Here is a 24054-nt window from a genome sequence, read left to right on the forward strand (position 1 = left end):
GCGACAAAAATGCGCAAAGCCCAGCATGTAGCCCTTGCTGCGCGTCCTTATGCCGTGCATGCACTTGGGCTATTGCGCCGAGTTTCTCATAAGACCGAATTTGCACATTGGCTTCTTGAACAGCGTTCTACAAGGCGTATCGCGCTTATTCTGGTAACCTCCGACAAAGGGCTATGCGGCATTCTGAACCACAATGTGCTTCGGAGACTTGAAGAATTTATCGAGGAGAGACGCGATATTGTGCGGGAGGGCCATTGTGATTTTATCTCCGTGGGTTTATATGGCGCGCGGCATCTGAAGCGCCGCGGGTACGCCGTTATAAAAGAGTTTGCAGGGATAGGGGATTACGCGAAACTCCAAGAATCAAGCCCTATTGCTGATTTTCTGCTTACGTCGTGGCGCGATAGCATATACGACGAGGTCTTCTGCATTTATACCGATTTTGTCTCAACGCTCCGCCAAACGGCTGTTTTGCGCCAAGTATTGCCGCTTACAAAGAAAGCTCTTGAAGAAATTGCCGGTGGAGTTTCCGAACGAATTATGGATCATCCGGTTTCGACTCTCCTTGGCGGATCAGGAATAGAGGAAGCCAAGGAAGAAGGAGCAAGATTCTTCTACGAATATAAACTTGAGCCCTCGCCCGAAGAGGTGCTTGAAACCTTATTGCCGGCCCTGGTGCGCGTGCGCATACACCAGATCATTCTTGAATCGAACGCATCGGAACATTCTGCGCGCATGCTTGCCATGAAAAATGCTTCCGATAACGCCAAAGAACTGCTGGAGGAGCTGCACCTTTCGTTTAACAAGGCACGACAAGCCAGTATCACAAGAGAAATAGCGGAGATTACGTCGGGAGCTGCGGCGCTGGAAACGGTCTAAAAGAAAAATCCGGAAGCTTATGTGGCCCCGGATCATTATCAATCAAACGGATTTTTTTTAGTCCAGATCCAAGCAACGAGAAGGTACGTCATGGCGATAGCGTTGTAAATGAAGTGAGAAACGCTGGCAAGCAAAAGTCCTCCCTGGAAATACTGCTGGCTGAACCAGAATCCTCCGATAGAAAGAATGAGTCCTGCGCGGAGAGGTACGCCGCCGATGCAGTGCACGAGACCAAAAAACAGACTTCGAAACGCTGCATCAAGCCAGGTCGTCGTCGGATAGACGCCAAATCCGTGCCGGAAGATCAATTCTTCAGTATAGGCAAGCACCGGGAGACTGAAGTAGAATACTGCGAGGAACGGATAGCGGAGGAACGGATAGTGCAAGGGGAAGAAATTGATATTTCTCCCGAATAGGCGCCACCCTAGAAATTTTATGCGACCTTCATAGTATTTTGTAAATCGGTCGGCAATCACCAGTACGAAAAGCAACCCGACAGACTGCGCAATGATACGCAATGAACCTGTTCCAGAAAAAAGGAAGTGCCAAAATTGAAGATTTTGGGGATACCAGATGTATCCCGTCCAGAAAAGAGTTGCGGTAAGGAGTACCACGTAGATACGTTTCAGCGCCGAACCGTATCTACCGAAAAACCGAGAAACTATTTCCCGAATATGGATAGACACGGTGCACCTTCTTGTATATTTGCGAATTTGAAAAAGATCAAAGCCCGATATTTAATAATAACTTACACGTATGTATATGTCAAAAACCTCAGGAAAAATCCTTCAGATCATTGGGCCCGTCGTGGATGTTGAATTTTCCGTCGAAAGCGGATCTGCCTCCAGCGGAACGGTACTTCCAAGCATTCACGATGCCCTTGAGCTTCGCACCTCGCAAGGAGAGCGTCTTATATTAGAAGTTGCCCAGCACCTTGGCTCATCCCGCGTGCGCACGGTCGCGATGGGTGCGACCGATGGATTAAGACGGGGAATGGAAGTTGTAAATACCGGGAAGCCTATCGCGGTGCCGGTTGGCCCAGAGACGTTGGGGCGGATGTTCAATGTCATAGGCGAGCATATTGATGAGGTGAAGGTCGAAAATACGACGATGAAAGCTAGCGGAATAACATGGCCTATTCATCGCAAAGCTCCGAAATTCAAAGACCAATCAACGAAGACTGAGGTTTTTGAAACGGGTATCAAGGTTATTGATCTATTCGCGCCGTTCGTGAAAGGCGGAAAGGTGGGGCTTTTTGGAGGCGCGGGGGTCGGCAAGACCGTTCTTATTCAGGAACTTATCCGTAACGTCGCCACACAGCATGGCGGTTTCTCGGTATTTGCCGGAGTAGGGGAGCGAAGCCGTGAAGGGAACGACCTGTATCGCGAAATGACCGAATCCGGGGTTCTGGCAAAAACCGCAATGGTCTTTGGCCAGATGAATGAGACGCCGGGCGTACGCATGCGCGCAGCGCTCTCCGGTCTTACCATGGCCGAATACTTCCGCGATACCCAGGGGAAAGATGTATTGCTTTTCATAGACAATATCTTTCGTTTCACGCAGGCCGGGAGTGAAGTCTCCGCACTTCTGGGACGCATGCCCTCGGCGGTAGGATACCAGCCGACGCTTGCAACCGAAATGGGAGAGTTGCAGGAGCGAATCACTTCGACGCTGAAAGGTTCCATCACTTCCGTGCAGGCAATTTACGTTCCGGCGGACGACCTCACCGATCCGGCTCCGGCGACCGCTTTCAGCCATCTTGATTCTACCATCGTGCTTTCCCGTTCACTTGCGGAACTTGGCATCTATCCTGCGGTGGATCCGCTTGATTCCGCCTCCGGCGCGCTCACGCCCGCTATCGTAGGAGAAGAACACTACCGAACGGCGCGCGAAGTGCAAAGAGTTCTCCAGCGCTATAAGGACCTGCAGGACATCATTGCTATTTTGGGCATTGAGGAGTTATCCGATGAAGATAAGGCTTTGGTAGCGCGCGCGCGTAAAATTCAAAAGTTTTTGGCGCAACCATTTTTTGTCGGTGAAGTTTTCACCGGCAAGAAGGGCGCATATGTTCCGCAGCAGGATACGGTGCGCGCTTTTCGCGAGATTCTTGAAGGCAAGCACGATGACAAACCGGAACAGGCATTCTATATGAAAGGAGGGATAGAGGAAGTGTAGGATCTGCTTCTAAAATAAAATGTCAATAACAATACAAATTTATACTATAGAAAAAACTCTCTTTGAGGGGAAGGCTGACGCGATAACGTTACCCGGTGTAGACGGAGAGCTGGGTGTATTGTCGACACATGTTCCCTTGATTTCTTCGCTCAAGCGTGGTAGCATTAGGATTCGAAATGGGAAAGATGTCCAGTTCGTTGACATTACAGGAGGATTTGTCGAGATTCAGCCGGAAAGCAAGGTGTCTATTCTCGCTGACTAACGGCTTTGGCTCCAAGGAGCTTCTTATATGGCGAAAATATCAGAAAAAGATCTCAAGGACATTGTTGTTATGCGCAAGTTCGGTGTTCTTGTGGACGTAGATCCGCAGCGTATGCGCCAGGAGGATGGCGTGATTTGTGTAACGTGCGCCGATGGCGACCAGATGCCGGATGTTTTCCAGCAGCAGGTGAAGTTTGCTCTCGAAGCGGGGTTCAAACCTCGGCCGCACCAGCTTTCGCTCAATGGCGGAGCATTGCTTATTCCTGAAGAATCGCCCTTGAATAAGGAGTTGCGTGAAGATGCAACCCTGCTTGCACATATCCGCGGCGGTATCAAGCTGAAAGGCATCCGTACCATAGTGCTGTATATCCACGCGCCATGCGGCGCAGCGGGTCTTGCAGGACTTACTTTCAAGGAGTCTATCGACTTGCTCATCAAGGCCAAGGACAGGATAAAAAAAGAGATCCTTGATGTGCGCGTGGCTTGTTTTTGCCACGTAGATCGCGAACACGGCACGGGGCACAAGAAGCGAACCTACTTTGTGGACGAAGAACGCTGGGAGACCTTGAAGCGAAAGGGAGCGGTTGTGACCGAAAAGAGGTAAAAGGTTGCTGTCGCACAGGGAATCTGATAGACTTGAATCCATGTTCGATCTTATACCGCTTATCAAGGCCGCAGGCTACATCGGACTTTTTGGAATTGTGTTTGCGGAATCCGGATTATTTTTCGGATTTTTTTTTCCGGGAGACAGCCTGCTTTTCACAGCAGGCTTTTTGGCATCGCAGGGTTTTTTGCATATAGGCTTTCTGCTGGTCGTATGCTTTGCCGGCGCGGTTTTGGGCGACAGTGTTGGCTACATGTTCGGCAGAAAAGTCGGACCTAAGATATTCACGCGCGAGGATTCTTTATTGTTCCACAAACATCATCTTGTCCGCGCAGAACAGTTTTACAACAAATACGGAGCCAAGACCATCATTCTGGCGCGGTTTGTCCCTGTGGTAAGGACCTTCGCGCCGATACTGGCTGGCGTGGGACGCATGCAGTATCGGGAATTTCTCGTGTTCAATGTCGTCGGGGGAGCATTATGGAGCCTGGGATTGCCTTTTATAGGCTACTATCTGGGTGCTGCCATTCCGGGCGTAGACAAGTATATTCTTCCTATCGTGTTGGGCATCATCCTCATTTCCATCTCACCGATTGCATGGCATATTATTCGGGATCCGGAACATCGGATTGCTCTCGTGAAATTCCTACGAAACAAATTTTCCAAAGGTTCATAGATCGAATATTTTTCGCTTCGCTCCCTCATACCCCAAACTAGCTACGGGGTATTTTATTTATGGCAAACAAAAAAAGACAGAACAATCTGTCCGTAAAAGCGATCGCGGGCGGCATAATGCGCCCCCCGCGGGTTTGATATATATCGGCAGACTGACTGCCATGATTAGTGGCGGATGCCACAAGGAAAGAACGGAAGAAAGAACAAAAAGAATACCTTTCTATTTTAGCATGACTTCCCGCGTTGCAAACAGTCATCTGTGGATAAACGAGTAAGCACAAAGAGCGCGCCAGCAACACCCCGCACCAAAGCCCGCCCGAGGGTCCTGTGTTTGACGAATGATATACACCCGGGAACGCCTTCGGTTTTCTCAAACGCTATACATCTGATAACCTTCTAGGCTTGGTACGGGGTTTCGTTTTGTAGCCCCGCCGAGACGGGGACAAAACATCAAAAAACCGTTCCATGATGTGAACGGTTCCTCGGTAAGAAATTATCAGCACTTAACAAAACCAATATGCAACTAAAATTCTATAATGGCCGTTTCAATCTAATTCGCTTTCGCTTAAGATAGTCTTTTTGCCTGAAAATCAGCTAAAATACTGGCTTTATTGAGTGTTAATGAAATTCCTAAAATAAGGTACTTTCCTACAATGTTAATGATAGCATAGCTTACAAAACTTGTCAAGAGCTTACAAAAAAAGAAAAGCTCCTTCGGATGTTCTCGTCGGAGCTTGAGGCCTGCTTAAGAGGTTATAGCTTGTTCTAGAGTGAGGCTCTGGACAAAATTGTCTTCGACCATCGAAAGAGAGAGCCATTCTTTCGGCAACTCTGCCAGATCCCGAAGCGCAGTTTCTGACCAGGATGCATAGTGATCCATTGTAGCTTGAAAACCATTGGACCACGCAAGGCGGGAGGATTCATCAAGATTTCGGAAAAGCCCACAAACTTCCTTGGCCGTGATTCGGCCCAATGTGGAAGGTTCGATAGTTTTCCCGAGGAAGCTCTCCCATCTGTTCAGGATATTCTCCTGCTCTTCGGAGGAACGTTTTGGAAATTCCTGTACGCGAGAAATAATTTCCAAAAGCATTTCTCGTGAGGCATTGCGCAGTTCGCACATCCGACCAAAATCATGCTTGCCGTAAGGCGAAGCGTTGGTTTGGGTAGAGGCGAACATGTGTAAATGTTCACGCATGGTTTGGTTGCCGCCGTCCGCCCTAATCTCTTCCGGAGTACGCAGTAGCGGACGAAGGTGATCCTCAAAGTTAACGGAGTAGTAGCCGGTCTTGATGTTGTAATCCTCCCGGTTTTTGGCGAGCGTGAGGAAATGCCGGCCGACCATTGTCGGACCGCTGCAATCGAGGCGGTCAATCCAACGCGGTAGCCATATGGCTAGGACCGGTTTTCCGTCATCATCCAGATCCCGGTACGGCCTTACCCGCCGGGTGATGCCGTCTCGGCATGCCACATCCATCTCCCTCAGGTACTGGGTGTGAGCCGCAATCGCGTATGCGATAAGCTCCGTCTCTTCCCGATTGATCGGCAGTTTTGCTTTCTCGGAGATTTCCAAGAAAAGCAAAGCACCGGCTTCGGCATGGCGAACCGCTTTTTTGGATTCTTCATACCGCTTCACGAGAGCGCACGAAACGTCGTGCATGACTCCGCCCACGATGCCAACGAATATATCTCGGGGATCGGCATCCAAAGTACCCAGGAGCCGGAGCGCATTCAGGTAGTCGCGCATCAGGTGGCCGATACCATGTCCGGGTTCAAACTGCTGTGCATCCAGACCCCAATTCTGTAGAGTCTGTAGTGCGTATCGGGCAATGCCTATGCCGCGCTCAATAGCTTCAGCGCGGTCCCTGGCACGGACCTTGAGAAGATGCGCTCTAAGATCGATAGAACGCAAGTTCTCCACTCTGTCCCAACAAACAGCCTCGTCCTGGAACATCTCTTTTATATTGGCAAGGTTCATTGTCTTTCTCTCCTTGATCGATTTTTCAGACATGTTATGTATAGCATAGCTTGCAAAACTTGTCAAGTTTTTTGAGAGAGTTCTTTCAGGAGCCGTATTGGGGAACACGCAGGCCGTATTTCCAAAAATATTTAAGGGCGCTTGTGATGTGGATGCGCGTATATTTGTTCACGAAAATATCAAGAAGTCCCTTTTTTCCGTGGCTTGCCTTTCCGTGATAATGGTAGAATATCGCTCCTGGGTGATATATAACTTTATAGCCTTTTTCCCAAAATCTCCTGCACCAGTCCACGTCTTCAAAGTACATGAAGAACCGGTCATCGAATAATCCGCATTTCGCAAGTGCGGACTTTCGCACCAAGAGCGCAGAACCCATCAGCCAGTCTACGGGGAATGCTTCTGTGGCCGAGGATGCGTTTATATCGGCATAACTGAATCTGGAGATATCGCGTTTTCCCCACGATGTTTTTCCAAAGACCGTGCGCCGGCAGAGTAGCGTGAGCGGCTTATAGAAACGGAAGAACGACTGTTGCAGCGAGCCATTAAGATTGAGTAACTTGGGTCCGGCCATGCCGCATGCCGCGTTCTGCTGCATATAGGTCATTAGCGTCTCTACGGACGCTTTGCGAGGAATGATGATATCCGCGTTGATGATAAGAAGATACTCTCCCCGGGATTTTACAATGCCTTCATTTACGAGTTTGGCAAAACCGATATTTTCTGCTTCGGGAAGATAGGAAACATCGGGAAAGTCTTCGCGCATCAGATCTTTTGTATCTTCCAAGGCTTCCCCGTCGCGCACGATGATCTCATGCGGGATAGTCCCCATATTTTTTTTAATGGAGCTTATGCAAAGTTTGAGAAGGTCGGGCGTGCGGTAGTGATTGATGATGATGGACAGCATGAGCCAATCACGAATGTACAGATATACACGAATCTACAGATTCACGAATATTCGTGAATTCGCGTTATTCGTGTGACATTCGCATCATTCGCGATCTTAAACAAACCATCTTGCCATTTCTTTTGTCGTGGCGCTCCGACGCTTCATGATCATTCTCCGTTTTTTGAGCATTCTGGAGAGCAGGAGGAAAATATCGCCGATGGCTTTCCATGTAAAACGCTCGAAAAACAAAATGTAGAACCAGGAAGCAAATTCCTTGGGGATCCAGCGGAGCATGTCGCGGAAAAGCAAATATGGCAATTCATTTTTCAATTGCATGAGACGCTGGTTTTTAAATGCATGATACTTGGCAAATCGTGAGAGTTTTCTTCGTTCACCAAGAATTTTGAAATATGAAGTTGCTGCGCTCTCACCCGAACCCCTTTGGTGATAACCAATGGCACCGGGCACATAGAGAGTTTTCCAGCCTGCAAGGCGTAATCTCCACGCAATATCGACATCTTCTTTATAGGCAAAAAAATCTTCATCAAGATACTCGCAGCGCGCTCCAAGACATATTTTTACGTCTTCAAGTGCGGTCTTGCGGTATAGGGGTGCAGCACCGTCTGCGCCAAAGACCTCCTCTTCGTTTTCGAATTGGCCGATATCCGGCACTCCCTGCCCTCGATTAATAATGCGGCGATTCCGAAACAGCACTAGCCCCGTCGTATCAATGACGGATTTTCGGGTCTTTGCGTCTTTGACCGTCTCCTGAGCCGCCACATCATATCGATACAGCTTACCTTGCATTGCCGCCAGTTTTCTGTCCCGTTCAAAATAAGGGAGTGCGTATGATATGAAATTGTCGTCAAGACCGGCATCGGAATTCAAGAGGAGCACGAGCGAACCCTGCGAGAGCGAGATAAGCTTGTTGTGTCCCTTGGCAAAGCCAAGATTTTCGCTTGATTCAAGAACGTGACATCGGAAGATGCTGCTTTCTTTTCCATGCTCGCGAAGATGCGCGGCACGGAGTCCTGGCAGGCGGTCCCGAAGGTTTTTTAGAATCTGGCGCGTTCCGTCTTGAGAATTGTTGTCCAGCACCAATATTTCTATTGCCGGGTATAGCTGCAACGCGGCCGATTTGACGGCCGCTTCGATGGTTTCTTCGTCGTTATAAGAGAGAATGGATATGGTAACGAGAGGTCTATCGTGCGCCATAAGTATTGCGTGCCCAGGTTGAAGCGTTATATAGCGATTCAAAAGTTCCCGCATCGGACCAGAAGCCCTTAACTTCGCTCCAGGCCATAGTCTTATCCTTAATATAGGCATTATTTACGTCCGTAATCTCAAACTCCCCTCGCGCGGATGGCCTCTGTTCTTTAATGATTGAGAATACCCGCGCATCATAGAAATAAAGACCGGTGACCGCAAAGGATGATTTGGGAATTTTAGGTTTTTCCTCAATGTGCAAAATAGAGTCGTCTTCGTCAAAGTGTGGAACGCCGAACCGTTCGGGATCGGAAACTTTTTTGAAAAATAGGCGCGAGCCATTTTTCTCCCGATCAAACGTGATGCGGGCTTCCGTAAGGGTAGGTTCGGAAGTATCGTTATCGGTAACTATGGTAACGTCTCCCTGGACGTTGAGATCTTCTCCGTCGAATTCCATGCGGTTTGCCAAGAAATCGTCCTCAAAGATATTGTCTCCCAAAATAACTGCGACCTTGCCGCCATCGGCAAAATCTTCTCCAAGTTTCAACGCGTCGGCAATGCCGCCCGCGCCTTTCTGCACGGCATATTCAAGGCGCATGCCGAAATCCTTGCCGTCCTTCAAGAGTTCTAAAAAGTGCCCGCTGAACTCCTCGCCAGTGACCACCAAGGTTTCGGTTATTCCCATGCGCCCGAGCGTTTCCAGGGGATAAAAAATCATCGGTTTATTGTAAACCGGCAGGAGGTGTTTATTCGTAACATTGGTGAGCGGCCGCAGGCGCGTTCCATAGCCCCCGGCAAGAACAATACCTTTCATCCCGTTAGAGACAGGTCGCGGTCGTTCGTAACCGCAATCCCTGATGAAAATGATAATGTATGCTTTATAACAGGACCTCCTACGACTCCGGCTAGCGACCGCGGTCTCTAACGGGATTCGTTCAATAGATATTTATATTCGCAACCCTCTTCTCTCAAACACGAAGTCCTTCGGATTCTCCAGATACCAGCGCACCGTATGTTCAAGGCCCTTTTCAAGCGACATCTGGGGTTTCCAGCCAAGCGCATGGAGTTTTGAAGCGTCCACGCCGTATCTGCGGTCATGCCCGGGTCGGATAATCTCATCGGGAATAGACTTTGTCCGGTAGGCGTGTGTTTTTCCGGTAACCGTGTTGAGCGCCCCCACCACCGCATCAACCATGTCTTTATTCTCCCGTTCGTTTCCTCCCGCAATGTTGTATGCCTGGCCACTCACGCCGTTTTTGAGAGCAAAATATACTGCCCGCACGTTATCGCGCACATAGAGCCAGTCTCTCCGATGTTTGCCGTCTCCGTAAAGCGGTATTTCGGTTCCCTCCAAAACTTTTGCAATAATGGTGGGAATAAGCTTCTCTCTATTTTGGCGCGGACCATAGTTATTCGTACTGCGTGTCATGACAACATCAAGTCCGTAGGTATTATGATAGGATTTGGCAATAATTTCCGCGCAAGTTTTTGAAGCGGCATAGGGGTTCGATGGATTATAGTTGGCATCTTCTTTCGCAAAAATATCAGGAGGCAATGTGCCATAAACCTCATCGGTCGAGATCTGCAGGATGCGGATTTTCTTTTTTGCCGCAAGACGCATCACGTGCGCGGCGCCCAGGATGTTTGCTCGGTAGAACGGGGCAGGACTATCTATGGATTGATCGACCATGGTCTCGGCGGCAAAGCTGACGATAGCATCAATGCCCTCGAGATCTTCCGCTTCAAGGTCGTTGATATCCATTTTGACAAATCGATAGCGCTCATGTTCGATGTTGCGCAGGCGTGAGGCGTAACTTACAAAATCAACACTGACCACGCTATCCTGCGTTTCTTCGAGTACATAATCCACAAATTCGCTTCCGATGAAGCCGAGTCCGCCGGTGACAAGAATGTTCATAAGATGGATGCGATCGGAGTAAATAACCGATGGCCATCATACCACAAACTTCGTAAAACTGCTACTCTATACCATGTGAGCAATAAGCTTCTTATTATTGGTGCAAAAGGAATGCTCGGAAGGGCGCTGACCGGCTCATTTTCAGATTGGGAGCTGGTTTGTTGGGACAAAGAAGAAATAGATATAACGCGAGAAAGCGAGGTACGCAAGAAGATCTCCAAGTTTGTGCCGAGCGTTATCGTCAACGCGGCAGCGTTTACCGATGTAGATGCATGCGAGACGAATCGGGAGCTTGCGCTCGCGGTCAATGGACGCGCGGTGGAATATCTTGCAAAGGCCGCGCGTGAAATTAACGCGACGCTTGTGCATTACAGCACTGACTATGTGTTCGACGGAAAAAATATCAATGGATATGCGGAAGACGACGAACCTCAAAATCCGGTCAATACATACGGAGAGTCAAAGCTGCTTGGCGAACAATCGCTCAAATCCGCATCCGGTTTGCAATACTATCTTATCCGCACTTCGTGGCTTTTTGGAGAACGCGGAAAGAATTTTGTGCGCACCATGCTTGATCTCGGAAGAACTAAAGAGAGATTCTCCGTGGTTAACGACCAGCACGGCAAGCCGACGTATGCAGAGGATCTTGCTCAAGCCACGCGGAAGCTCATCGAAAAGTCATATCCGGCCGGTACGTATCACTTGGTCAATGAACCTGCTACGACATGGTACGATTTTGCCAAAGAAATATTCGATGCTGATGCCGCAAAAAACCCGGGGGCTAACAAACCCGAAATCATTCCCTGCGATTCCTCGGTATTTCCACGGCCAGCAAAACGCCCGCTGTATTCCGCGCTGAAAAATACAAAATTTCCGCTTCTGCGGCCATGGCGGGAAGCTTTAGCGGAGTATCTTAAGGAAATGCCCTAAGGAGAGAGGGCGGATTTGCTTACTTCTTGGGCAAGGCGCTGTGCAATATCATGGAATATCTTCGTCACCGCATGATCCGGAGCGTACAGGGTTAGAGGGATTCCCGCATCTGCGGATTCTCGCACAATACTATCGAGCGGTATGCGTCCCAAAAACGGCACGTTGTATGTTGCGGACATTTTTTCTCCTCCTCCCTGGCCGAATACATCGCCGGCCATATTTTCTATGATGCCAAGAACTTTTACGCCCAGCGTCTTGAACATTTGGAGGGCACGCGAAGCATCCGCGCATGCCACATCTTGCGGCGTGGTGACGATAACGCCTCCCGAAAGAGGCACGGCCTGAAAAAGCGTCAGGTGCACGTCACCGGTTCCCGGAGGCATATCAATCACGAGGTAATCAAGTTCGCCCCAGGTTACTTGTTTTAAGAATTGGCGGACAGCTTTTGAAGCAAGCGGTCCGCGCCAGATGATCGGGATGTCGTCCTTGGCGATGAAGCCGAACGAGACAAGTTTGATGCCGTGTTGCTCGATAGGCACGATTTCCCGTTCCATGTTTATTTCAACGCTGTCGTGTATACCCATCATGGTCGGAATGGAAGGACCATAGATGTCCGCATCGAGAAGACCGACGCGGGCTCCTGTTTGCGCGAGGGCGGAGGCAATGTTGACGCTTGAAGCCGATTTTCCCACGCCTCCCTTGCCCGATGCGATTGCGATAATATTTCTCACGCCTGGGAGAGGAGAGCGTTGAAAAAGCGTGGACATCTGCGGAACGTTCGCGTCGGTGACTAGGTGTACTTCCGTTATACCAGGAACGCTCCGTATGGCCTGTTTAACCTCTTGCTCCAGAGCCCCGCGAAATGGACATGCGGGAGTGGTAAGCACAAGCCGCAACGACACCAGAGACCCTTCTATTACAAGGTCTTGTATCATACCCAAAGTCACCAGATCTTTTTTTAGATCTGGGTCAATTACGGTTTCGAGCGCTTTGAGAACTTCATCCTTCTGGACCACTACCCCATCTTATCATGCCCCTCTTATTGCCGCATCTGATTGGCATGTCTCGTAAAGATCCGAAGTCTTGGGATACCGGTCTCTACCCAAAGGAATCAGCCTTAAAGGGGTGTGCCCCCACGACTAATTCTCGGCTCATGCCGTAAAGTGGCATGCTGATAGCCAAAAATATTGGGGATATGTCCTATAAAATAAGCGTTTTCTTCTAGACGCTTTTCATTTTACCCTGCCGAGAATTAGTGTGGGGGTGTGTATAACCCGACAGCGTCATATTACGCTTACATGATATAATTAAGCGTGATACGCTCGCTTAAATCATGGAACATCCGTCCTCTAAAGCTCTTGTTACTACCGGCGTTGCCCTGCAACTCGGGTTTAGTATTGCGCTTCCGCTCGTTTTCTTCATAGGAGTAGGCATCTGGCTCGATAAAAGATTCAGTCTCATGCCACTTTTTACCATTAGTGGAGTGATTTTAGCGTTTGCGGTAAGTATTTTGCAGATTTACCAGGTGATTAAAAGCACACAAATCAACAGTCAACAGATAACAAAGAACAAATAACAATATTTTGCTATTTGCTATTTGCTATTTGCTATTTACTTACGCTTCAAATCGGTTTACATCAAGAATACATCGCGCGGATAGGCTCTTTTTATATTTCGAACTCTTTTTTTACGACAATACTAGTCTCCCTGCTCATTGTCCTTGCTTCAATTTTTCTTTCCAGGACTCTTACGGGCGTTTTCGGCAGAGGGAGACTGCAGCGCCTTGGGGAAATAATCTACGAGCCTATATGGAAATTCATTCGCACCGTGCTTGAGAACGATAAGGCGGCCGAGTTCGTGTTTCCCTATATAGCGACATTTTTCGTATTCATACTTATCTCTAATTTTGTAGAGATTTTACCCGGATTTTTAGGATCATTCGGCATTAGACACGAGCATGGTGAGCTTATCCCGCTTCTCCGTTCGCCATCCACGGATCTCAATGTTACCTTGGCGCTCGCGCTTGTTTCGGTTGGCATCACGCAACTGATCGCAGTTCGCTTTCTCGGGTTTAAGAAATACATCTCGAAGTTCATTAATTTCAGATCTCCGCTTAAAGCGTTCCTGGGTTTTTTTGAAGCTGTTGGTGAAATTTCAAAAGTTCTTTCCTTCTCGTTCCGTCTTTTCGGCAATATGTTTGCCGGGAGCGTTCTGCTTATCGTCATTGGGTTTCTTGTTCCCTATATCATTCCTTTGCCGTTCATGTTTCTTGAGCTCTTTGTGGGTTTAGTGCAGGCACTCATCTTCTCGATGTTAACGCTCATGTTTATTAAAGCAGCATTAACACACTAGGTTATTGGCTGATTAGCTGATTAGCTTCTTAGGGAAGCGGGAAACGCATCAAACCTAATAAGTTAAGAACCTAAAAAGCTGTTCTATATGTCTATTGAAGTAGCCAAAGTTTTTGCCGCCGGATTTACCATCGCATTCGGTGTTATATTTCCTGCACTTGCCATTGGACTTATTGGCCGGGAAGCTATGCGGGGAATCTCACGTAATCCCGACGCCTCCGATAAAATTCAGCTTACGGCCTTATTGCTTGTCGCATTCGCCGAAGCGTTGGGTATCTATACGCTGGTTGTGGCGCTGATAATCAAGTTCGTATAAGAAAATCACGAATGATGCGAATTCTACGCGAATAACGCGAATTCACGAATGAAGGAAGTTATGTACATTCGCGAATCTGTACATTCGTGTACCATCTGTAAATTCGTGATCCTGTATCTGTGGAATTTTTAGGAAAAATCGGCATAGAGCCAAAGCTCGTTTTTGCCCAGATTATAAATTTTTTGGTGCTGGTTTTTATTTTACGCTTCATCGTTTATAAACCGATACTAGCTATCTTCAAAAAACGCTCGGAGCTTGTCAAAAAACTGGAACAGGATTTAACTGATATCGAAAAAAAGAAAAAAGAAGCCGAGGCGACATACCAAGCAAAAATCCTTGACGGCCAATCTCGGGCCGATGAGATTATTCGCAAAGGGCGGAGAACCGCAGAGATTTTTGGCGAGGACACTAGCGAAAAGAACCGGGAGTATCTGGATCAGACGTTGAAGGAAACGAAGGAGCGGATCGAAGGAGCAAAAAGCGAGCTCGCGAAACTCAGCCGCCAGACCTCACGAGACGAGGCGTCAAGGCTGACAATGCGATTTCTTACCGAGAAGTTGCAGCGGGAGCTTCATGAAAAACTTGTCGGAGACGCTTTGCGCAATCTTGAGGAGTTGGGAGGCCGTGAGGAGGACATCGCGTTTAAAGGAACGGTCACCGTGCTTACGGCATTCGCATTGCCTCGCGGCATTCTTAACCAATGCAAACACTTACTCCAGCAAAAGTTTGGCAAGAAGATCGTATGCGTTATTGAGATAGAGCCCGGTCTTAAGGCGGGTCTTATTATCCGATGGGGAGGTTATGAACTCGATGGTTCGCTTCATGGCCAATTGTCGCAATTACAAAAGATCTGATCACATCCAAATGGTTTTTACTCTTATATGCAAGTCGAACAAATCGGCGTTATCAAAGAAATTCGAGACGGCATCGCGCTTATTGAAGGGTTGCCCGAGATCATGGCAGAAGAGTACCTGACCTTCCGGCCCGTTTCTCGTGAGAGTTTCTCGGATGTGCTGGGCGGAATGGCGCTTGGCTTTGACGAACAAGTCGTCAAAGCTATTATTTTCGGCGATTATACAAAACTGAAACGCGGGGATGAAGTGCGCGCATCAGGACACATCCTGCAGATACCTGTTGGTGAGGCATTTCTTGGAAGAGTAGTGGATCCTCTGGGAAAAGCCTTAGACGGTAAAACGCCCATAGCGGACGTTCTTGACTTCTCTCCAATAGAGCGCGATGCCCATGGCATTGTGGAACGCGATCCGGTGGAGGAGTCAATGCTCACCGGCATCAAGGTTATTGACGCGCTTATCCCGGTAGGCCGCGGACAGCGCGAACTTATTATCGGTGATCGTAAAATAGGAAAAACCTCCATAGCCTTGGACGCAATCATCAGCCAAAAACAGCAGACCGGAAAAAAGAAGCAGGTTGTTTGCATCTACTGTTCCGTGGGGCAAAAAAAAGTTGAGGCGGCCCATGTATTCGATATTCTGCGCAAACAGGGAGCCATGCATTACAGCATCGGCGTGGTCGCAACCGCTTCCGATCCCACGAGCCTTCAGTATATTGCTCCATACTCGGCAATAACGCTTGCCGAATATTTTCGTGACAAAGGGGAGGACGTATTGGTCGTCTTTGACGACCTTACCAAACATGCGTGGAGCTGGCGGGAGTTATCCTCGCTTCTCGAGCGCATTCCCGGACGCGAAGGATATCCCGGAGATATTTTTTTCCTGCACTCACGATTGCTTGAACGGGCGGGAAGAAGGCGCAAAGATCTTGGCGGAGGCTCTATTACCGCGCTTCCCATCGTGCAGACCCAGGAAGGAGAAATATCGGGTTACATCCCCACCAATGTTATTTCTATTACCGATGGACAAATATATCTTGAGCCGGAACTTTTCCGCAACGGCGTGCGTCCGGCAATCAATGTGGGGCTTTCGGTTTCTCGCGTGGGATCCAGAGCCCAGCCTCCGGTGTTGCGCGATGTTTCAAAAGGTATGCGTCTGAAACTCGCCCAATATCAGGAACTGGTGCGCTTCGGTGGGCTTGAAACAAAGCTTGAAAAAGAGACCGCACGAGCTCTGGAAGAAGGAAAAATGCTGATGGAGGTTCTGGCGCAACGCGAACGGCGTCCCTTAACGCTTGAGAAAGAGGTGTTGTTACTTTTGGGAACGACGGAAGGGCTGTTCAAGAAATATGCGGGCAAGCCCCTTGCGTCATGGGAAAATGATTTTTTTGTCTTCCTTGATTCACATCATAAAGAACTTGCCTCGAAAATTTGGAAGGCCGAGAAATTGACCGAAGAACTGAAAAAAGAGTTGATTGGCATCATTCAGGAATTCACCGGGAAATAGCGTATCGAGGCATGTCCATCTCTCTCAAAAAACTCAAAAAAGAGCGCGAACAGACGCAAGTTCTGCACGATGTCGGAGAAACCATACAGCGCATCACGGCAATTCATCGCGTGCGCATTGAGAGGCAGCATGAGCGAGTTAAGGAATTCCGTGAATCACTCCTTCGGTTTTCGGAAGATGGACTTCCGCTTCGTATCGTATATCCGCAAATTCCCAAAGCCCTACAAAAACCTCTTCTCATGGTCATCGGGCCGGAGAAGGGACTCGTGGGCGACCTGCATCGGGAGCTTGCCAGCGCCCTCGATAAACGCATGGCCTGGCGCTCCTATCAAAAAGTGCTGGTTGCCGGAAGCCGGCTTTGCGGCTTTTTAAAATCAACGGGAGACCTTGAGTTTTCTGCGTATCCGGCATTGTCGGACAGGCCGACGCGGGAAGAGCTTTTGGAGCACGTGAAGGCCATTCTTGAAGGAAGGCGCAAGGGCGAGTGGAACATGGTAGAATTACTGTATCCAAAATATGACAGCATCACCTCCTATCATATTGAGGAAAAGACGATTTTGCCTTTTGAGATCCGGCCGGATTTTCAAAAACAGGCTCTTGCCGGGCGTACCTACTTCATAGAGCCTTCCTTCGACCGCATCATTACAAGGCTTGAAGAGATGCTGTATCAGGCCCAGCTATACGAAATGTTTCTTGAAGCGCGCTATGTGGAACTTTCCCAGCGACTTTTGGCCTCAACCCGCGCCACCGAAAACGCCAAACGCATATTAAAAACCTTGCGGCGCAAATATCTGCGGGAAGTGCGGAGCCGCACGACCAGAAGCATTAATGAAATATTCACCGGCCGAAAAGCATATGAAGTAAAAAGCGGGAAAAGTACGGTCGCATTGGAGTGGGTGGTATAAAACAGGGCAATTCTCAATTTTACAATTTATAATTTTCAAAGAATTTTCAATATTCAATGATTCAAACAAATCCGGCTCCATGCTTGTTTGGAAATTGAAAACTGAAAATTGAAAATTTTATGCAGAGAGGTTTTCTTCCTATCTGGGTATTGGTTGTAATTGTTATTGCCGCCTTAGGCGGTGGCGTTGTGATATATAAGACAATATCTCCTTCAAAACCCATACCATCACACTCCCCAACCCCGACTGCGACCATTGAAACGACACAAGCGCCATCTCAGATTATTGAGGGGCAGAAAGGAACAATAACATCCCCGGTTCAAAACACTCCCGAGCCTACCGCAATACCTCAAATCACCGCGACCCCCATCTCCACGCCAAAACCTACTGCATCGTCCACACCAAAGCCATCGGCTTCGGCGACACCATCTCCAAGCATCACTCTCTCGCCAACCCCAGTGCCATCCTGCACTCCTCCGCCGTGCGCTGCCCCTCCGCAAGGATGTTCTTATGCCGGCGGCACTTCCTGCTCTTGCGGAACGCTCGTTTGCCCAACTCCCACTCCGACCCCATCCCCAACACCTGTGCCAACCAACCAACCGACCGCGAAAGTCTTGTATAAAAAACCGGACGTTTTCACCTTTTCTCCAAAAGATCTTACGGTGGTTTTGGGAACAGTAGTGACATTCGAGAACGTGACCACACAGGATGTATGGGTCGGTTCAAACCCTCATCCAACGCATACGGATTTGCCGGGATTTGATTCAGGGATTTTGGAACCGGGCCAGTCGTTCACTTTCACCTTCAATACGTTAAATGCCGCAGGATGGGGATATCATAATCATCTCAACCCGGGAATAGGCGGGACCATCCATGTCGTAGAGCACTTCTGAAGTTTTGTCTAAAATTTGAATAGGTAAATTTTAGGAACAAAACGAAACCCCGCACTAAGCTTAACGAGTTACTTCGCAGAGTAAAACGAAAGCCGTAGATGCTACCACGAGGCACTCCTCTTGATAGAGAACATACTCGACGAGCTTTAGTGCGTGGGTAATTACAGTAATCTATGGAAACCGCAGAAACAATGCAAATCGGAAAGATCGTCCGCATTTCGGGAGCGGTGGTTGATATTCGTTTTCCGGAAAAAGAGCAAGCGCCGTCTATCAAAACGGCGTGTATCGCCCGCGACATAGACAATCAAAAAATCGTACTGGAGGTTATGCAGCATCTTAGCGACGGTTCGGTCCGGACCATTGCGCTGGGGAACACCAATAAACTCCGAAGAAATCAGGATGCGCAGAATCTCGGGATACCCATAACCATACCGGTCGGGAAAAAACTTCTCGGACGACTTATTAACGTGGTAGGAGATCCCATTGACAACTTGGGAGAATTAAAAACGACCCAATCGCGCGCCATCCATCAAGAACCGCCGCAGTTGTATGAGGAGCGGACGCACTATCAGATTCTAGAAACGGGTCTTAAAGCCATTGATCTTTTCACTCCGTTCGTAAAAGGCGGCAAGATCGGATTTTTTGGAGGCGCGGGTGTTGGAAAAACAGTGCTGGTCACGGAACTTATCAATAATCTGGCAACGAAACACAAGGGCGTATCGCTTTTTGCCGGAGTAGGGGAACGCATTCGCGAAGGGAACGAATTATATCTTGAACTTCAGCGCCTCAAGATGCTTGATAGGATCGGCCTATGCTTCGGTCAGATGAATGAGCCTCCCGGAACACGATTTCGCATCGGGCTTACGGGGGTCACCATGGGGGAGGCATTCAGGGAAGAGGGTAATGACGTGCTCTTATTTATAGATAATATCTACCGTTTCGTGCTTGCGGGCATGGAAACGTCTTCTCTTTTGGGACACATACCTTCGGAGGGAGGATATCAGGCGACATTGTCGAGCGAGATGGGCGAATTACAAGACCGCATTACCTCCACACTTCAGGGTTCGCTCACTTCCGTACAGGCCATTTATGTTCCGGCGGACGACTTCACGGATCCAGGAATCACCGCAACCTTTCCACATCTTGATTCGGTGGTAATTCTCTCTCGGGAAGTCGCCGAGGAGGGAAGGTATCCGGCCATTAATCTGTTAGCTTCGTCCTCTTCGCTCATTGCCGAGGAGATTGTCGGCCGCAGACATTATGATGTGGTGACCAAAGCCCTTCGGACACTCCAGCACTACGAGGAATTGAAGCATATCATTGCCATTCTTGGGCGGGAGGAACTTTCCGAGGAGGATAAAAAAGTCGTGGATCGCGCACGGAAACTGCAGAAGTTTCTGACACAACCCTTCTTCACCACCGAGCAATTTACAGGAAAACCGGGAGCGTATGTCCCACTTAAGGACACGCTTGATGGCGTTGAAGCGATCTTGAACGGAAATGTAGACGCGGTGCCGGAAGTGAATTTTTACATGGTCGGCGATATCACAGAAGTTTCCAGGAAATAATGTCTACGTATGCTTTCTCTTCTTCTCATCACCCCCGACACGAAGCAAGAGCTTGACGATATCCGATCCGTCAATTGTACGGTGGCTGGCGGGCCTGTAAAAATCCTTCCGCACCATGCGCCCATGGTTGCAACGCTGAAGCCAGGAAAACTATATGCCGTCAAAGCCGATGGCATCAAGTCATACGATATTCTCTCCCCTGGGCTTTTGAAGGTTCAGGATGACCTTGTAACCGTTGTCTCTTAAAATAATTCTCCATGAACGGAAGATCGTGGGCGCTTATTATCACTCTTGCAATATTGAGTATGTCCGCGCTCATCCCTTTTTTGGTGAATCGTGAGTTTCGCGGTCTTTTCTGCGAATCATTCAGCGATATAAATAATTTTCCGTACAGAAACAGCGTCTGTTCTGCTCTTCAGAAAGTCCGTCTTTGCAAGGGTGTCTTTTCTGAAGAGATATTCTCCTGTGCCATATATCTTAAATGAGGCCCCGAACATATGCCGGATAGTATAGTAAAAATTTTTATATTTTTTGCTGTTGGGGTCGGTATGGCCGTTTCCCCGATCGTATTGTCTTTTTTGCTGTGGCGCAGTAAAAACAGAGCAGATAGCAGTAAGCAAATAACAAATTTTTCAAAAGAGCTCGAACCGTACGAATCAGGCATGCCTGCAGAAGGTCTCGGCAGGGGAGTGGGATTCGAGTATTTTATCTACGCCATTCTTTTTTTGTTATTTGATGTTATCGCGATACTTGCATTCTTAGGAGTTCTGGCTTTGCACGAAAGCCGTTCCGAATACCTATGGCCGTTTTTCATGCTTCTTTGCCTTTCTCTGTTTATCATTGTGTACGGGGTTAAGAAACGCGAATATCTGAAAATATAAAAATATTTTGAAGTATGCTGACCCACGTTATCCTCGATAAAGCATCCCGCATTCTCAACGAATGGCTCGATCGCCCCCTTGATTGGGCGCAAAAAAAATCCCTATGGCCGCAGGTATTCGGCATTGCCTGTTGTTCCTTGGAAATGATGGATTTTGGCGCGTCCCGCACCGACGCGGACCGTCATGGCATTTTTTTTAGGGCCACGCCGCGGCAATGCGATGTGCTTATCGTCCCCGGAGGACCGGTGACGCTTAAAATGGCGGACGTTGTTCGCACCATCTACCAACAGATGCCCGAGCCCCGTTATGTGGTTGCGATGGGAGCCTGCACCATCTCTGGGGGTCTTTTTCGTGGGTCCTACAACATCATAGACCGTCTCGACGAGATTGTTCCGGTAGATGTCTACATTCCCGGGTGTCCTCCGCGCCCGGAAGCCATTATGCACGCGATGCTGAAATTACAGGAGAAAATAGCCGTTGAGGGAAGATAATATGTATACGCTGACGCGCGAAAAAACACAAAAAGTCCAAAGCGCAATGCAGGCAATGACGTTTGCGGAATATATGTACCGCGCTCTTTATGCGCCAGGAACTGGCTACTACACATCCGGCAAAACGCGTATCGGAAGAACAGGCGACTACACCACTGCAAGCGAGATTCCGGCCTTTGGTGAATGCATTGCTCGATGGATTTGGAGGCGCAAGAAGGAAATGGGAAAATCGGAAGATTTTACTATTGTGGAACTTGGCGCAGGAGATGGCTCGCTTGCGCGGACCATTCTTGAATATTTCGGCAAAGAATATGAATGGAGTCCCCGCTATATCGCAGTTGATGTTCGTCCGCATAGCAAGGAACCGGGTATCAGATGGATGACTTCGCAAGAATTCAAAAAAGAGTTTGGAGCAGATAAACAACTAACAGGAGTCGTCATCTCAAACGAATTTTTTGATGCACTTCCTGTACACCGCATTATTCAAAAGGATAGAGAACTGCAAGAGATATACGTCCAGAGCGGCCAAGAATATGCCGAAAATATCTCGGACGAGTGCATTGCCTCACACTGGGATAGCTATGGCGCGGACTTACTTGAAGGGCAGCAGGCTGAAGTTAGCCTTGAGGCCCTGGTATGGATGGAGAAGATCGCGCAGATGCTCCGCCGGGGTTTTGTGCTTAGCATCGATTATGGCGATACTGCGGAACGGCTTTATGCGCCATATCGGTCGGGGGGAACGGTCATGGGATATCATAATCATATGACAACCGATTCAGTGTATGACCGTGTTGGCGAGCAAGACATCACGGCGCACGTGAATTTTACCGCACTTATAAATTATGGGGAGAAATTTGGCCTAGAAAAATTATCCTTCACCACACAAGCTGAATTTTTATTGGAGAATGGCATTATGAATACCGCATCCAAGGAAGATTCGCTTGAAGCCCTGAATAGCCGTCAGGCCATGAAGCGACTTCTTTTGCCCGGAGGATTTGGAGAAGAGTTTAAGGTATTAGTGCAGAAAAAAATATAATGGACCTGTTTCAGCTTACAAAAGAACAATTACTTCAAAAAGCTACCGAGCTCAAAAGTTCTGGGTGGCTTCTCATGCTTCTCTCCGGCGTAGATCGTCAAGATAAGTTCCAGGCCGTGTACCACTTCCATAAGCATGGCGCTCCGGATTTGCTGCAGCTTACAGTAGACCTCCCCAAGGAAAATCCTGCTATTGCATCCCTCGCGTCGCTCTTTCCGCTTGCCGACTGGATGGAACGGGAGACCTATGACCTTTTTGGTATTCGCTTTGACGGACACCCGAATCTAAAACGCCTTTTCTTGCCGGATAATTTCGAGGGATATCCCTTGCGCAAGGATTTTATCGCGTACAAGCGTCTTCTTCCCGGAGGCTAAAACTTCACGTGCTTGCATATGGAACACGATGTCATAAATTTTACGGAATGCGTGCCCATGCAACGGGGTGATTTTCTTGTTGCCGGAAAAAATGGCGATCACTGCCAGGGATTTGTGGGCAACGTGGGAAACTACACGCAACTCTGTAATATACCCCGCAGAGTTGGCGAGGTGCAGGTTCATCAAATTCAACGATACTGCCGCGACCTTGCCATTCCTACCTATCTTCACGAGCTTGCCTCTCCATCATTTCCTATAGCCGTATTTTCTACCATTGTGTTGTACTTTTTTCTGCGATATCTCGTGCGCAAAGCATCTGCGCCAAAAATAAATTTGAAGGAGAATGATTTGTACAAAGAGCCATCAAAGCGCGACCTTCGCTTCCCCAGACCCTAAGACGTTAAATATGTCTTCAGAAATAAATTTCGGCCCCCAACATCCTTCCACGCACGGCGTATTAAACCTTAAGACGGTCATTGAAGGTGATACGGTAATTTCCATCGAGCCGAATCTCGGCTTTTTGCACCGTGGCGTGGAAAAACTTGCCGAGGAACGGCGCTATATCCAGTTTTTGCCGACCATTGAAAAGACCGATTATGTTGCAGCGTTCTCCTGGGATAATCTCTACATGACCGTTCTGGAGGATGCGCTCAAAATAGAAGTCCCTCCGCGTGCCCAATACATCCGCACCATACTGCTTGAGATGCAGCGCATTATGTCGCATTTGGTATGGCTTGCAGCATTCGGGCAGGACTTAGGCCAGCCCACGGTGTTCCTTTGGTCCTTTCGTGAACGCGAGCCCTACGTTGAGCTTTTCGAGGAGCTCTCCGGAGGGCGGCTCCACTACTATTATGGACGTGTTGGGGGCATAAAACGAGATTTTTTGCCAGATTCTGCCGAGAAATTATTGAAACATCTTGAGGGCTTCGAATCGCGCCTGAAAGAGATCGAAGGGCTCACTGTGGATAATATTATATTCCAAAAACGTACAAAGGACGTCGGTACGCTTACGAAAGAAAAAGCCATTGAGCTAGGAGCTACGGGACCTATGCTTCGCGCATCGGGAGTTACACACGATCTTCGCAAAGTTGCGCCATATCTTAACTATAAAGATGTTACATTCGATGTGCCGGTGGCTTCGGAGGGAGACTGCTGGGCGCGCACGAAGGTGCGCATTGAAGAAATGCGTCAAAGCGCCAGCATTATCCGTCAGCTGCTCGCAAAACTTCCCGAAGGCGATATCGTCGCGGGTCCTTTTCTTGAAGATAGGACAGGTAATCAAATGCTTAAGGCCTACACGATGCGTCTTCCGGCAGGGGAGTGCTTTGCGCGTCAAGAATTGCCGAGGGGCGAAGGGGCTATCTATCTCATCT

The 24054-nt window shown here is 48.6% G+C and carries 27 protein-coding genes and 1 pseudogene; 21 read left to right on the plus strand and 7 right to left on the minus strand.

Annotated elements, in window-relative coordinates; genetic code table 11:
* Positions 1 to 879: ATP synthase F1 subunit gamma (gene atpG, locus Q7S09_01230; protein ID MDO8557798.1), on the plus strand; the 879-nt coding region annotated here is incomplete at its 5' end.
* Between the two features lie 38 nt (positions 880 to 917).
* Here atpG and Q7S09_01235 read toward each other — a convergent pair.
* Entirely contained in the window at positions 918 to 1565 is a 648-nt protein-coding gene (locus Q7S09_01235) for a hypothetical protein (protein ID MDO8557799.1), read from the minus strand.
* 76 nt (positions 1566 to 1641) lie between these two features.
* Here Q7S09_01235 and atpD (Q7S09_01240) point away from each other — a divergent pair, with 76 nt between their 5' ends.
* Genes atpD (Q7S09_01240) through Q7S09_01255 form a run of 4 tightly spaced genes read left to right on the plus strand, consistent with a single transcriptional unit; the run spans position 1642 to position 4595 of the window.
* Complete coding sequence (gene atpD, locus Q7S09_01240; GenBank protein MDO8557800.1) at positions 1642 to 3054, plus strand: F0F1 ATP synthase subunit beta; 1413 nt, start codon at positions 1642 to 1644, stop codon at positions 3052 to 3054.
* 19 nt (positions 3055 to 3073) lie between these two features.
* Positions 3074 to 3316 carry an ATP synthase F1 subunit epsilon gene (atpC, locus tag Q7S09_01245; protein MDO8557801.1) on the plus strand — a complete coding sequence of 81 codons (243 nt, stop codon included), beginning with the start codon at positions 3074 to 3076 and terminating at the stop codon, positions 3314 to 3316.
* Between the two features lie 27 nt (positions 3317 to 3343).
* Complete coding sequence (locus Q7S09_01250; GenBank protein MDO8557802.1) at positions 3344 to 3919, plus strand: hypothetical protein; 576 nt, start codon at positions 3344 to 3346, stop codon at positions 3917 to 3919.
* 40 nt (positions 3920 to 3959) lie between these two features.
* Positions 3960 to 4595 (plus strand): VTT domain-containing protein, encoded by a 636-nt coding sequence (locus Q7S09_01255; protein ID MDO8557803.1) that lies wholly within the window; start codon positions 3960 to 3962, stop codon positions 4593 to 4595.
* Between the two features lie 744 nt (positions 4596 to 5339).
* Here the strand turns inward: Q7S09_01255 and Q7S09_01260 are convergent.
* The 5 genes from Q7S09_01260 to Q7S09_01280 all read right to left on the minus strand — a co-directional run bounded on the left by Q7S09_01260 (position 5340) and on the right by Q7S09_01280 (position 10579).
* Positions 5340 to 6602 carry a hypothetical protein gene (locus Q7S09_01260; protein MDO8557804.1) on the minus strand — a complete coding sequence of 421 codons (1263 nt, stop codon included), beginning with the start codon at positions 6600 to 6602 and terminating at the stop codon, positions 5340 to 5342.
* A gap of 52 nt (positions 6603 to 6654) precedes the next feature.
* Positions 6655 to 7473, minus strand: coding sequence for a glycosyltransferase family 2 protein (locus tag Q7S09_01265; GenBank protein ID MDO8557805.1), 819 nt, complete (start codon positions 7471 to 7473; stop codon positions 6655 to 6657).
* 96 nt (positions 7474 to 7569) lie between these two features.
* Positions 7570 to 8670 (minus strand): glycosyltransferase family 2 protein, encoded by a 1101-nt coding sequence (locus tag Q7S09_01270; protein ID MDO8557806.1) that lies wholly within the window; start codon positions 8668 to 8670, stop codon positions 7570 to 7572.
* Complete coding sequence (locus tag Q7S09_01275) at positions 8657 to 9475, minus strand: sugar phosphate nucleotidyltransferase (GenBank protein MDO8557807.1); 819 nt, start codon at positions 9473 to 9475, stop codon at positions 8657 to 8659. The genes Q7S09_01270 and Q7S09_01275 overlap by 14 nt, the downstream gene beginning before the upstream one ends.
* 132 nt (positions 9476 to 9607) lie before the next feature.
* The gene (locus Q7S09_01280; GenBank protein MDO8557808.1) at positions 9608 to 10579 is read right to left on the minus strand and encodes a GDP-mannose 4,6-dehydratase; all 972 of its coding nucleotides are present in this window, start codon (positions 10577 to 10579) and stop codon (positions 9608 to 9610) included.
* Between the two features lie 3 nt (positions 10580 to 10582).
* On the opposite strand from Q7S09_01280, the gene rfbD reads away from it, so the two are divergent.
* The gene (gene rfbD / locus Q7S09_01285; GenBank protein MDO8557809.1) at positions 10583 to 11509 is read left to right on the plus strand and encodes a dTDP-4-dehydrorhamnose reductase; all 927 of its coding nucleotides are present in this window, start codon (positions 10583 to 10585) and stop codon (positions 11507 to 11509) included.
* Here rfbD and Q7S09_01290 read toward each other — a convergent pair.
* Positions 11506 to 12525 (minus strand): Mrp/NBP35 family ATP-binding protein, encoded by a 1020-nt coding sequence (locus Q7S09_01290; protein ID MDO8557810.1) that lies wholly within the window; start codon positions 12523 to 12525, stop codon positions 11506 to 11508. The two genes, rfbD and Q7S09_01290, sit on opposite strands and share 4 nt — an antisense overlap.
* 317 nt (positions 12526 to 12842) lie before the next feature.
* On the opposite strand from Q7S09_01290, the gene Q7S09_01295 reads away from it, so the two are divergent.
* The 15 genes and pseudogenes from Q7S09_01295 to Q7S09_01365 all read left to right on the plus strand — a co-directional run.
* Positions 12843 to 13085 carry an AtpZ/AtpI family protein gene (locus Q7S09_01295; protein MDO8557811.1) on the plus strand — a complete coding sequence of 81 codons (243 nt, stop codon included), beginning with the start codon at positions 12843 to 12845 and terminating at the stop codon, positions 13083 to 13085.
* 14 nt (positions 13086 to 13099) lie between these two features.
* Entirely contained in the window at positions 13100 to 13861 is a 762-nt protein-coding gene (atpB, locus tag Q7S09_01300) for a F0F1 ATP synthase subunit A (protein ID MDO8557812.1), read from the plus strand.
* A gap of 87 nt (positions 13862 to 13948) precedes the next feature.
* Positions 13949 to 14176 (plus strand): ATP synthase F0 subunit C, encoded by a 228-nt coding sequence (locus tag Q7S09_01305; GenBank protein MDO8557813.1) that lies wholly within the window; start codon positions 13949 to 13951, stop codon positions 14174 to 14176.
* A gap of 119 nt (positions 14177 to 14295) precedes the next feature.
* Complete coding sequence (locus tag Q7S09_01310; GenBank protein ID MDO8557814.1) at positions 14296 to 15030, plus strand: F0F1 ATP synthase subunit delta; 735 nt, start codon at positions 14296 to 14298, stop codon at positions 15028 to 15030.
* Between the two features lie 27 nt (positions 15031 to 15057).
* Positions 15058 to 16533, plus strand: a complete 1476-nt coding sequence (locus Q7S09_01315) for a F0F1 ATP synthase subunit alpha (GenBank protein MDO8557815.1) — start codon at positions 15058 to 15060, stop codon at positions 16531 to 16533.
* An 11-nt stretch (positions 16534 to 16544) separates the two neighbouring features.
* A complete protein-coding gene (locus Q7S09_01320) occupies positions 16545 to 17438 on the plus strand; it encodes a FoF1 ATP synthase subunit gamma (protein ID MDO8557816.1) in 894 nt (297 codons plus the stop codon).
* 119 nt (positions 17439 to 17557) lie between these two features.
* Positions 17558 to 18331 (plus strand): hypothetical protein, encoded by a 774-nt coding sequence (locus tag Q7S09_01325; GenBank protein MDO8557817.1) that lies wholly within the window; start codon positions 17558 to 17560, stop codon positions 18329 to 18331.
* 191 nt (positions 18332 to 18522) lie between these two features.
* Positions 18523 to 19899, plus strand: coding sequence for a F0F1 ATP synthase subunit beta (atpD, locus tag Q7S09_01330; GenBank protein MDO8557818.1), 1377 nt, complete (start codon positions 18523 to 18525; stop codon positions 19897 to 19899).
* A 9-nt stretch (positions 19900 to 19908) separates the two neighbouring features.
* Positions 19909 to 20145, plus strand: coding sequence for a hypothetical protein (locus Q7S09_01335; protein ID MDO8557819.1), 237 nt, complete (start codon positions 19909 to 19911; stop codon positions 20143 to 20145).
* Between the two features lie 251 nt (positions 20146 to 20396).
* Positions 20397 to 20780: an NADH-quinone oxidoreductase subunit A gene (gene ndhC, locus Q7S09_01340; GenBank protein ID MDO8557820.1), complete on the plus strand. Its 384-nt coding sequence runs from the start codon at positions 20397 to 20399 to the stop codon at positions 20778 to 20780.
* A 14-nt stretch (positions 20781 to 20794) separates the two neighbouring features.
* Positions 20795 to 21317: pseudogene (gene nuoB / locus Q7S09_01345) on the plus strand (NADH-quinone oxidoreductase subunit NuoB).
* A gap of 27 nt (positions 21318 to 21344) precedes the next feature.
* Positions 21345 to 22307: an SAM-dependent methyltransferase gene (locus tag Q7S09_01350; GenBank protein ID MDO8557821.1), complete on the plus strand. Its 963-nt coding sequence runs from the start codon at positions 21345 to 21347 to the stop codon at positions 22305 to 22307.
* Positions 22307 to 22681, plus strand: coding sequence for an NADH-quinone oxidoreductase subunit C (locus tag Q7S09_01355; protein ID MDO8557822.1), 375 nt, complete (start codon positions 22307 to 22309; stop codon positions 22679 to 22681). Before Q7S09_01350 ends, Q7S09_01355 begins: the two co-directional genes overlap by 1 nt.
* Before the next feature lie 18 nt (positions 22682 to 22699).
* Positions 22700 to 23077: a hypothetical protein gene (locus tag Q7S09_01360; protein MDO8557823.1), complete on the plus strand. Its 378-nt coding sequence runs from the start codon at positions 22700 to 22702 to the stop codon at positions 23075 to 23077.
* A gap of 10 nt (positions 23078 to 23087) precedes the next feature.
* Positions 23088 to 24054, plus strand: a 967-nt coding sequence (locus Q7S09_01365) for an NADH-quinone oxidoreductase subunit D (protein MDO8557824.1), incomplete at its 3' end; no start/stop codon positions are given.

Source organism: bacterium, from assembly GCA_030649025.1.
In the GTDB taxonomy this organism is placed as follows: Bacteria; Patescibacteriota; Minisyncoccia; order JAUYLV01; family JAUYLV01; genus JAUSGO01.

Coding starts and splice junctions, on each gene's coding strand:
- atpD (MDO8557800.1), top strand. CDS start 1,642: ATGTCAAAAACCTCAGGAAAAATCCTTCAGATCATTGGGCCCGTCGTG.
- atpC (MDO8557801.1), top strand. CDS start 3,074: ATGTCAATAACAATACAAATTTATACTATAGAAAAAACTCTCTTTGAG.
- Q7S09_01250 (MDO8557802.1), top strand. CDS start 3,344: ATGGCGAAAATATCAGAAAAAGATCTCAAGGACATTGTTGTTATGCGC.
- Q7S09_01255 (MDO8557803.1), top strand. CDS start 3,960: ATGTTCGATCTTATACCGCTTATCAAGGCCGCAGGCTACATCGGACTT.
- Q7S09_01260 (MDO8557804.1), bottom strand. CDS start 6,602: ATGTCTGAAAAATCGATCAAGGAGAGAAAGACAATGAACCTTGCCAAT.
- Q7S09_01265 (MDO8557805.1), bottom strand. CDS start 7,473: ATGCTGTCCATCATCATCAATCACTACCGCACGCCCGACCTTCTCAAA.
- Q7S09_01270 (MDO8557806.1), bottom strand. CDS start 8,670: ATGGCGCACGATAGACCTCTCGTTACCATATCCATTCTCTCTTATAAC.
- Q7S09_01275 (MDO8557807.1), bottom strand. CDS start 9,475: ATGAAAGGTATTGTTCTTGCCGGGGGCTATGGAACGCGCCTGCGGCCG.
- Q7S09_01280 (MDO8557808.1), bottom strand. CDS start 10,579: ATGAACATTCTTGTCACCGGCGGACTCGGCTTCATCGGAAGCGAATTT.
- rfbD (MDO8557809.1), top strand. CDS start 10,583: ATGGATGCGATCGGAGTAAATAACCGATGGCCATCATACCACAAACTT.
- Q7S09_01295 (MDO8557811.1), top strand. CDS start 12,843: ATGGAACATCCGTCCTCTAAAGCTCTTGTTACTACCGGCGTTGCCCTG.
- Q7S09_01305 (MDO8557813.1), top strand. CDS start 13,949: ATGTCTATTGAAGTAGCCAAAGTTTTTGCCGCCGGATTTACCATCGCA.
- Q7S09_01315 (MDO8557815.1), top strand. CDS start 15,058: ATGCAAGTCGAACAAATCGGCGTTATCAAAGAAATTCGAGACGGCATC.
- Q7S09_01320 (MDO8557816.1), top strand. CDS start 16,545: ATGTCCATCTCTCTCAAAAAACTCAAAAAAGAGCGCGAACAGACGCAA.
- Q7S09_01325 (MDO8557817.1), top strand. CDS start 17,558: ATGCAGAGAGGTTTTCTTCCTATCTGGGTATTGGTTGTAATTGTTATT.
- atpD (MDO8557818.1), top strand. CDS start 18,523: ATGCAAATCGGAAAGATCGTCCGCATTTCGGGAGCGGTGGTTGATATT.
- Q7S09_01335 (MDO8557819.1), top strand. CDS start 19,909: ATGCTTTCTCTTCTTCTCATCACCCCCGACACGAAGCAAGAGCTTGAC.
- ndhC (MDO8557820.1), top strand. CDS start 20,397: ATGCCGGATAGTATAGTAAAAATTTTTATATTTTTTGCTGTTGGGGTC.
- Q7S09_01350 (MDO8557821.1), top strand. CDS start 21,345: ATGTACCGCGCTCTTTATGCGCCAGGAACTGGCTACTACACATCCGGC.
- Q7S09_01355 (MDO8557822.1), top strand. CDS start 22,307: ATGGACCTGTTTCAGCTTACAAAAGAACAATTACTTCAAAAAGCTACC.
- Q7S09_01360 (MDO8557823.1), top strand. CDS start 22,700: ATGGAACACGATGTCATAAATTTTACGGAATGCGTGCCCATGCAACGG.